At 48.2% G+C, this 7,181-nt stretch carries 6 protein-coding genes; 2 read left to right on the forward strand and 4 right to left on the reverse strand.

Annotated features, from left to right (window positions below):
• Positions 1-364: 364 nt before the first annotated feature.
• Positions 365-1,111 (reverse strand): hypothetical protein, encoded by a 747-nt coding sequence (locus tag KDK14_RS17255; protein WP_257266425.1) that lies wholly within the window; start codon positions 1,109-1,111, stop codon positions 365-367.
• Positions 1,112-1,577: 466 nt separating this feature from the next.
• On the opposite strand from KDK14_RS17255, the gene KDK14_RS17260 reads away from it, so the two are divergent.
• Positions 1,578-2,468 (forward strand): hypothetical protein, encoded by an 891-nt coding sequence (locus tag KDK14_RS17260; protein WP_257266426.1) that lies wholly within the window; start codon positions 1,578-1,580, stop codon positions 2,466-2,468.
• Here the strand turns inward: KDK14_RS17260 and KDK14_RS17265 are convergent.
• The 3 genes from KDK14_RS17265 to KDK14_RS17275 all read right to left on the reverse strand — a co-directional run bounded on the left by KDK14_RS17265 (position 2,465) and on the right by KDK14_RS17275 (position 6,675).
• On the reverse strand, positions 2,465-3,646 hold the full coding sequence (locus KDK14_RS17265) for an ankyrin repeat domain-containing protein (RefSeq protein WP_257266427.1): 1,182 nt from the start codon (positions 3,644-3,646) through the stop codon (positions 2,465-2,467). The genes KDK14_RS17260 and KDK14_RS17265 overlap by 4 nt on opposite strands.
• A 76-nt stretch (positions 3,647-3,722) precedes the next feature.
• A complete protein-coding gene (locus tag KDK14_RS17270) occupies positions 3,723-5,012 on the reverse strand; it encodes an ankyrin repeat domain-containing protein (RefSeq protein WP_257266429.1) in 1,290 nt (429 codons plus the stop codon).
• 343 nt (positions 5,013-5,355) lie between these two features.
• Complete coding sequence (locus KDK14_RS17275) at positions 5,356-6,675, reverse strand: OprD family porin (protein ID WP_257266430.1); 1,320 nt, start codon at positions 6,673-6,675, stop codon at positions 5,356-5,358.
• Between KDK14_RS17275 and KDK14_RS17280 the strand changes: the two genes are divergently transcribed.
• Positions 6,674-6,943: a hypothetical protein gene (locus tag KDK14_RS17280; protein WP_257266431.1), complete on the forward strand. Its 270-nt coding sequence runs from the start codon at positions 6,674-6,676 to the stop codon at positions 6,941-6,943. The two genes, KDK14_RS17275 and KDK14_RS17280, sit on opposite strands and share 2 nt — an antisense overlap.
• Positions 6,944-7,181 lie beyond the last annotated feature (238 nt).

Consider the following 7,181-nt stretch of genomic DNA (forward strand, 5'->3'; position numbering starts at 1 on the left):
CCGCTTCCCGAAAAGCTGGAACCACTTGTGCTTTTGCGGGCAGCGGGAAGCGGGCGGCGGCATTTTCCCAGTCTGAATGAAATGATGAAGTTATTACGGGACAATTCCCAAGACTGTCTTGGGCAGGGTATTTCATAAACTGCGCCAAATCTCGGACCCTATGGATGTGGAAGCCAGGGCGAAGGAGGAGGATGCCAAAGTCGGCGACTATGTGAGGGATCGCGGGGAGTTCGGTCTAATGGACAAAACTCCCCCAGAAGGTGTCCGAGAATAGACTGCCCCACGCGGCAAAGGACAAGCGAGAGTCGGAAGCAAGTTTATGAAATATCCGGGCCGGGGGCGCCGCTCTCTCAGGAGCGAAAAATCACCGGCTTCCGGGATTACCCATCTTGCCAGAGAAGCCATACCCTCTGCCATCGGGGCGGTCTACAAAAGGGTCAATGTTTGGGTCTGGCGCTGGCCTCTGAGCCCCGGATTGGTCCTTTTTTTCCTCATAAGTACCTTTTAGATACGCTTTCAGGTCAATCCCATGGAAATATCGGATTTTCTCCTTGTCATTAAGGTCAATGTATTCCACTGCACGGGAACCCAATTTTCTTTTGCGGATATTGAGTGATGAGTTGCTGATCACTTCAGAAGTGGATTCCGGGTGTTTGGCGCAAAAAATATATTCGAGACGTTCCTGCTTAAAACCCGGTTTTAATGGCACTTTACAGTCTATATCTTCAACGCCTGGAACGTCCGGGAAAAACGTTGTAATCACTGCAAAATGATTATTTTTTATCCCAAGCACTTCTGGACCACACATCTGTGCTGTTTTGCACTGAGGAAATATAGTCACGCATTTGTCGCATTCCGTGATCTTGATCGTTGTCCCTCCGGGCTTGATCCTGTTGACCTTGCCTATGTTTGGTCTGGCAGTCGGTGAGTGAAGTAGCCAGTTGTCAGTTTGTTGGTAGACAGTCACTATGCGAGTTTTAGTCCCGGTGTTCAGAACAAACACTTTAGCATCATCGGGATCTAAATTAGCATTGACTTTGTGACAAAGTAATTCATCATGCAGTTTATCGCTCCAGGAAATGCTTGGAATGCGGCCAATAATTGCGTTCATAATAATATCTCCCTGAAGGTGATTCCTTTGACTGATTGGTTTTACAATATTTGACTGCCAACTCAGGCAAAAGTTCCAATTAATTATCATACCTCCCTTGTTTTTCGCGATTGTCTCAGGACTATGGAATGAATTAATTGCCGTGAAATAATTCCTGCATTTCGTCTATAAAAAGTTAACCACATGAAATCCTGTTTTCTGGCAGTTGTTGATTTGAATAGTTGATTTGAATAGTTGATTTGAATACCAGTATGGGATTGTCTTTAAATAAATTCCGCATATACTACGGCTCCAGCGCAACGAGCAGAAAATATAAATTCAAAATGTGAAAGTTATCTTTAGAAAAAATCCCAAAGCCACATCTTAATTTTCTTGCAAATGCATTGCTCTCAATTTGTTGAGTAGTCAGAAAATATGATTTTATTTGGTTAACTACTTAAATTTTTTTCGGAATAGGACATTGTCAATGAACCCGACTGCAATAGCCACTGAACACACCACTCGCGCCATTGAGCGCTACCTGACCGATAACCCCGACGATGAGCCACTGAGTACCCTTGGCATGACGGCAGATGGGCGGATTGTCCGATTGGCCAGGCATGATGAATGCCAACGCCTGGAACTGCATCGGATGCTTGAACAACAACTCGAATCATTGATGCCCCAGGAGTTAGATAAGTCGGTCAGGGAACAGATGTTCAAGAATACGCTGAGCACCAACGCTCTAACCCTGGGCAAATACCACAAAAAAATTCGTCTGGACCGGCAGATTCGAAATAAGATAAAAACTTTGAAGTCTGATTATGCCACTGAATTTGCCAACTTGAACGATCTAACCAAAACGAGGGTGGGCCCAAAGGGACAGACCCAGACCAAAAGTGTTGATCTGGCCAATGGTGATTGTCACTTCAGCAATGAGTTTTACCGTACGCATTGGAAATTCAAGAGTAATTTTAAAAAGGGATATAATGAAGACAAAAATAAATTTTTCCTGAGTAACGTGATTACGCACCAGTTTGAATGGACTTTTCAAAGCAAACACTGGCTACTGGAACTGCCAACGGCCATTGCACGCTGCAAAATATGCAATGAAGAGACCCTTGATGTTTTGTTCACGCATCATAAGGATTACACCACCGACAGCTTCCGCAAAGACTTTCTGGAAACCACCGTGAATGGCAAGAGCACTGTCAGGATAGCGCGGGATCTGGGTTTGAAAATTGAAGGCCTGACCGTTTCTTACAACAACCAGGAAGTTGAATCATTCAATTTCGATGAAACACCCTATGTCCCGCGCAACCCCCTCTTTACTGTCACTGTGCAAGTATGTCCGGACCCTTCGGTTTACTGTGACTAGATCGCCAGCGGTTTGTAGACATAAGCTTTTAAGGAAGCTTTCAGTGGCAGACAGTCAGAGGCTGTTGACAGCACGTCTGCCAACAATGTCCGATTCTTCACTAACCGTTGACGAATACAGGTTCGGGCACAGGCCTTAAGCGAGCCCGGTTGATAAACCGGTACATACTGGCGCAATTGGTCAATTATTTCAGGGACGTTCCCATCAGCTTCAGCACTCTTCAGGGCTGTCCAACCCAGGGAGTTACGAACACCGGGATCGGCACCGTTTTCCATCAGAACCTTGACAAATTCCAGGCTTTTATTCGCAACCCCCAGATGCAGCGGGGTATCGCCATCTTCTCCCCGGGCATTGGGGTCAGCGCCGTTAGCCAGCAAGAGCTTAAGCAGCGGGACAGGGCAATCTTCTCGATCTATCACAAAATTCAGCATGGTCTGGCCAGAATTGCTGCACGTATTGGGATCCGCACCGTTAGCCAGCATCAGCGAGACCTCAGCAACAGGCCGCAGCTTTTCTACCAGACAATTCAACATGGTTCGACCAGAGGTGTTGCATAGGTCGGGGTCGGGATTGGCACCGTGGGCCAACAGTGTCTGGACAATATCGGTGTATCCTTTAAATACCGCCTTGTACAGTGGATTCAGGGTCCAGACGCCAAACTTGTCGGGGTTGGCACTGTGAGCCAGCAACTTGTCAACTATTAAGCGATCCCCCTGTGCCACCGCTTTATTGAGTGGGGTAAAACCGAACTGGTCAGGAATATCGGGATCAGCACCGTGCTCCAACAGGGTGTTTATGGCCGAAAGATTACCACAGATAACGGCACATTGCAGGGGAGTACGGTTCAGCGCCGTTAAAGCATTAAGATCGGCACCGTGATTCAGGAGGCAGTTCAGGAGCAGGACGGTCTGATCATTGCTGTTCCTGGTGGCAAAATGCAGGGCCGTAAAGTGACCACTGTCACGGGTTCTCGGGTCTGCTCCCCGGTCCAGCAAGGCTTTGACAACGTCATAACTGCCATGCCAGGCAGCCTCAAGCAGCTGGTCGTTGATGGTTGGCAGGTCACCATGTCTTGCCAGTTTGTCGTCCGTCGATGGTGGTAATCGTCGGTTATTGGCCAAACCCGGATTTTTTTCTGCAGAGGTACCCGGCTGCTGCAGCAAAGACTTTTCAGGCAAACTCCCGGCTGGTTCCTCTGGATGGTCATTTCCTGTCAAGAAATATAGACATTGTCCGGTGCTTGAGTACATTTCGTTAAAGCGTCAGTGGGTTGGACACAAATTTTAGCATGGGCGCTGTCAACGGCAGGTCTTTCGATTGTTTTAACAAAGGCTTTGCCCGGGTTCTTTTCGGAGTCATCTGTGGCTGCATCAGGGTTGAACGAATACAATTTCGGGCAGAAATCTGCAGCCAGCCGGATTTAGAGGGCTTACTCAGGGCATTAGTGATGCGAAGCGGTGATTTTGCAACTTTGGCAAACTCCGGAGCGGTCTGTCCTGACGAGTTGCGAATATTTGGATCGGCTCCATGGGCCAGCAACATGTCAACACAGGCTGAGTCTTTTTTCTCTATGGCCAGATGAAGCGGTATATCGCCATTTTTGCTCGCCTTGTTGGGATTGGCACCGTAAGAAAGGAGCATGTCGGCAATGGCGGTGTGTTGCCTGCTTAATGAATCACACAGTGGGTTGCTCCACCCGCCGCTTTCGCCTGGCGTATCAGGATTGGCACCGTGAGCCAGCAAGTCGTCCACCATATTGGTGTATCCGATAGAGACGGCATAATCCAGCGCGGTACAGCCGCTATTATCAGGAATATTGGGATCGGCTCCCTCGTCCAGCAAGGCGTTAACCGCCAACAGTTCCCTATGCAGGACGGCAATGCTCAGCGGGGTGCGTCCCACATCATTACGGGCATTAATATCGGCACCATGATTCACCAGGCACTTCATGAGCATGACGCTCTGCTCCTTTACTTCCCGGACGGCCAGGTGCAGTGCTGTCCAATCAGCGTGGTTACGAGCGTGGGGATCAGCTCCATGCTCAAGCAAGGCCTTGCTGATCTGATAACTGCCGATTGTGGCAGCCTGAAGCAGAGGTATGTAATTATTATCAGTATCCGGGTCGGTCGTGGGCATATTGGGATCAATGCCTCTGTCCAGAAGTACCCTGAGGATATTGTAAACACTGTAATCGTTATCGAACCAACGCAGCGAGTAGCGGCCTTGCTGGTAGCAGAGATTGGGGTCAATCTTCCGTTTCTTGAGAAAATCCAACAGGTTGACCAAGGCTGTCTGGTCGCCATACTTGACTGCTTCTGCCAGTTGGCTGGCCAAATACGCCAATTTAAAATCAGACGTCGATGACTTTATGCTGCCGTTGCCCGAAGAAGCGTTGCCCGAAGAAGAAATGGCGCGTCCCGGGATATTCCCTGCGCTGGCAATGGTGTTCTGGAGAGAAGGTACCGGCTGCGTGTTAAAACTTCCGCCCGCTTCCTCCTGATTGGCCGAGCCGGGAGATAAAGGTTGTCCGGTGCTTGAGTACATTTCTATTCTCACAGTTGCGGGAAAAACCCATTAACGGTGCTTCACAGCTGCCTTGTTTGTCCTGAATCCGATGCGGTGAGGTTAATTGGTTTAAAGTGAGCAGAGAATAGTTCAAAAAGCCAATTGCGCAACCCTATTGCTTTTGTTCTGGTGCCACAGTACTGGGATAATCAATTCCTCCGGCGAACCACGGTCAGCGGCATGAATTCATTAACGGGCAAAAAAACCGGGCAGATAATGCCCGCCAAGAATGCACAGAACAACGATTACGGGGAGGTCTCATTAATACGGTACAGACAGGCAACTCCGGCTTCGTCGAAGAAAAACCGGAGATATCTCAGTCTCAGAAAGAGTATGGAACAACCATAGTCAGCTTGATGTCATGCTCGTCCTGGAAAGCATTTTTGAAACCAGTCCAGCTTGGTTGCCCGGAATGGTTGTCATAATTGGTCCAATGAAGTGCAAAACTGCTGCCTTTCCAGTTGCCCTCCTGAACGGTGTAACCGATATCTACGTTAACCGCACTCTCTTTCAGCTGTGCATCCTGAACCCCGAAGTCGGAAGCTGGCTTACCATCCCAGCCGTATGCGAAGGAAGCACCCACTCGCCACCCAGCCAGATCCTGGTCTGCCAGATCACGCCACAGGCCAAAATAAACAGCCTTTTCACCATCATGGTTGAAGTCACTCCTGGAGTCCCACCACAGGTCGTAGGCACCGGCAGAGGTACCAAGCGGAACTGTTGTCCGGTACACAAAGTATCCCTGTTTACCCCTGGCCCTGGTTACCGTGGACTCAGCCTTCAGGGTATAAGGCCCAACGGCAAAGGATGCAGTAAGGGCCTGTTGCCAGGCATTGCCATCATAAACATCCAGATCGCCAGCATCTTTAGCACCATAGTAGTGGTAAGCCAGATTCAAGGTACCATCAGCAACCATTAGAGAGTGCTTGACCTTGGCATGGTATGTGTCGAGGTAGCCATCAGACTGAGAAAAAGCACCGTCAAGAATCAAACCATTTGCAAATGTGTATACAGCGCCAACAGAGTGTAGATAGTCGATCTGTTTGTCGTCGATGCCAGTCAAACCTGCATCCGGATTTCTGGTACGGAATTCATAAGTTTCCTGAAACCATGGGGCCTTGTATTCATCAGCCCACATATAAGCCAGGCTCAAGTTGCCAAAATCAGCACCAAACTGGGCACCACGGTAAGTACCTGGCAGAAAATTCCAGTTAACACCCAGACCGCCAGGACCTGATGGCTGGATATAACCAGCTTTCGCCCATGTGTTCGCAAGTTTGAATTTCACAGCGGCCTTGTAGAAACTTACATCATCCTTTGTTTCTGTCTGTGTCCAGTCCGGGTTATAGGGATCATCCCAGGGGAAAAAGTTCATTTCATGGTCAGGGCTAGCAGACTGCTGAAGATCCATAGAGCCATATACCCCCAGATCCAGGCCGACAATGCCACCGATATAACCAGAACTGAAATCAATATTGCCTAATACTGATGTATGATCCAGGTTAGTCTCAAACTTGTCAGTACCCGGGTTGTATCTGTTTCGCTTGCGGGAGAAAGCATATACACCACCGGTTATGGATGCATCGTCAAAGAAAGCATTTCCAGAACTCTGTGCAGCGGTGTACATGGAATCATCAGTCATGTCTGCTGCAAAAGCGCCGGTTGCGGCACTTGCAACGAGGATGGCTGTCGCCAGTATGGTCTTTTTAAACATCGTCGTTAACCCCCATTTACTCCTGGTGTGTTTTCTGTTTTTTTTAGAAAGACAGCACTTTCTGTTTATTGACGCCCTGTCTATTGACGCCCTGTTTATTGACGCCCTGTTTATTGTCGTCCGTCGTTATTTGAAGCCTTCGCCCTGTTTAACGACCCGCTTCAATTCAGGCAATCCTGCCGTCATGAAACGGTGACATTTGTAAACGCTTGTCAGTTTATCTTTGCACAAAAAAAATGTAACTGGTTTCTGCAACCGGTTTCAACCTTTTCTTCATATTTTTGTCATAAATCAAATTTTCATCACTTTTCATATCTCATTGAATAATCACAAGACAAAAAATTGATTGGCATCATAGAAACCGACAGTTAAATTGCCATACCCAATAAAAGGTGGTGAATTTTCTGGCCCGTAAAGTTGCTCAGCTGGTATTC

The organism is Endozoicomonas sp. ONNA2, from assembly GCF_024606365.1.
In the GTDB taxonomy this organism is placed as follows: Bacteria; Pseudomonadota; Gammaproteobacteria; order Pseudomonadales; family Endozoicomonadaceae; genus Endozoicomonas.

What these genes read in the sequence shown, in the direction of transcription:
- KDK14_RS17255 (WP_257266425.1), bottom strand. Translation starts at nt 1,111, where the DNA reads ATGAACGCAATTATTGGCCGCATTCCAAGCATTTCCTGGAGCGATAAA.
- KDK14_RS17280 (WP_257266431.1), top strand. Translation starts at nt 6,674, where the DNA reads ATGTCTGCTGCAAAAGCGCCGGTTGCGGCACTTGCAACGAGGATGGCT.
- KDK14_RS17275 (WP_257266430.1), bottom strand. Translation starts at nt 6,675, where the DNA reads ATGACTGATGATTCCATGTACACCGCTGCACAGAGTTCTGGAAATGCT.
- KDK14_RS17260 (WP_257266426.1), top strand. Translation starts at nt 1,578, where the DNA reads ATGAACCCGACTGCAATAGCCACTGAACACACCACTCGCGCCATTGAG.
- KDK14_RS17270 (WP_257266429.1), bottom strand. Translation starts at nt 5,012, where the DNA reads ATGTACTCAAGCACCGGACAACCTTTATCTCCCGGCTCGGCCAATCAG.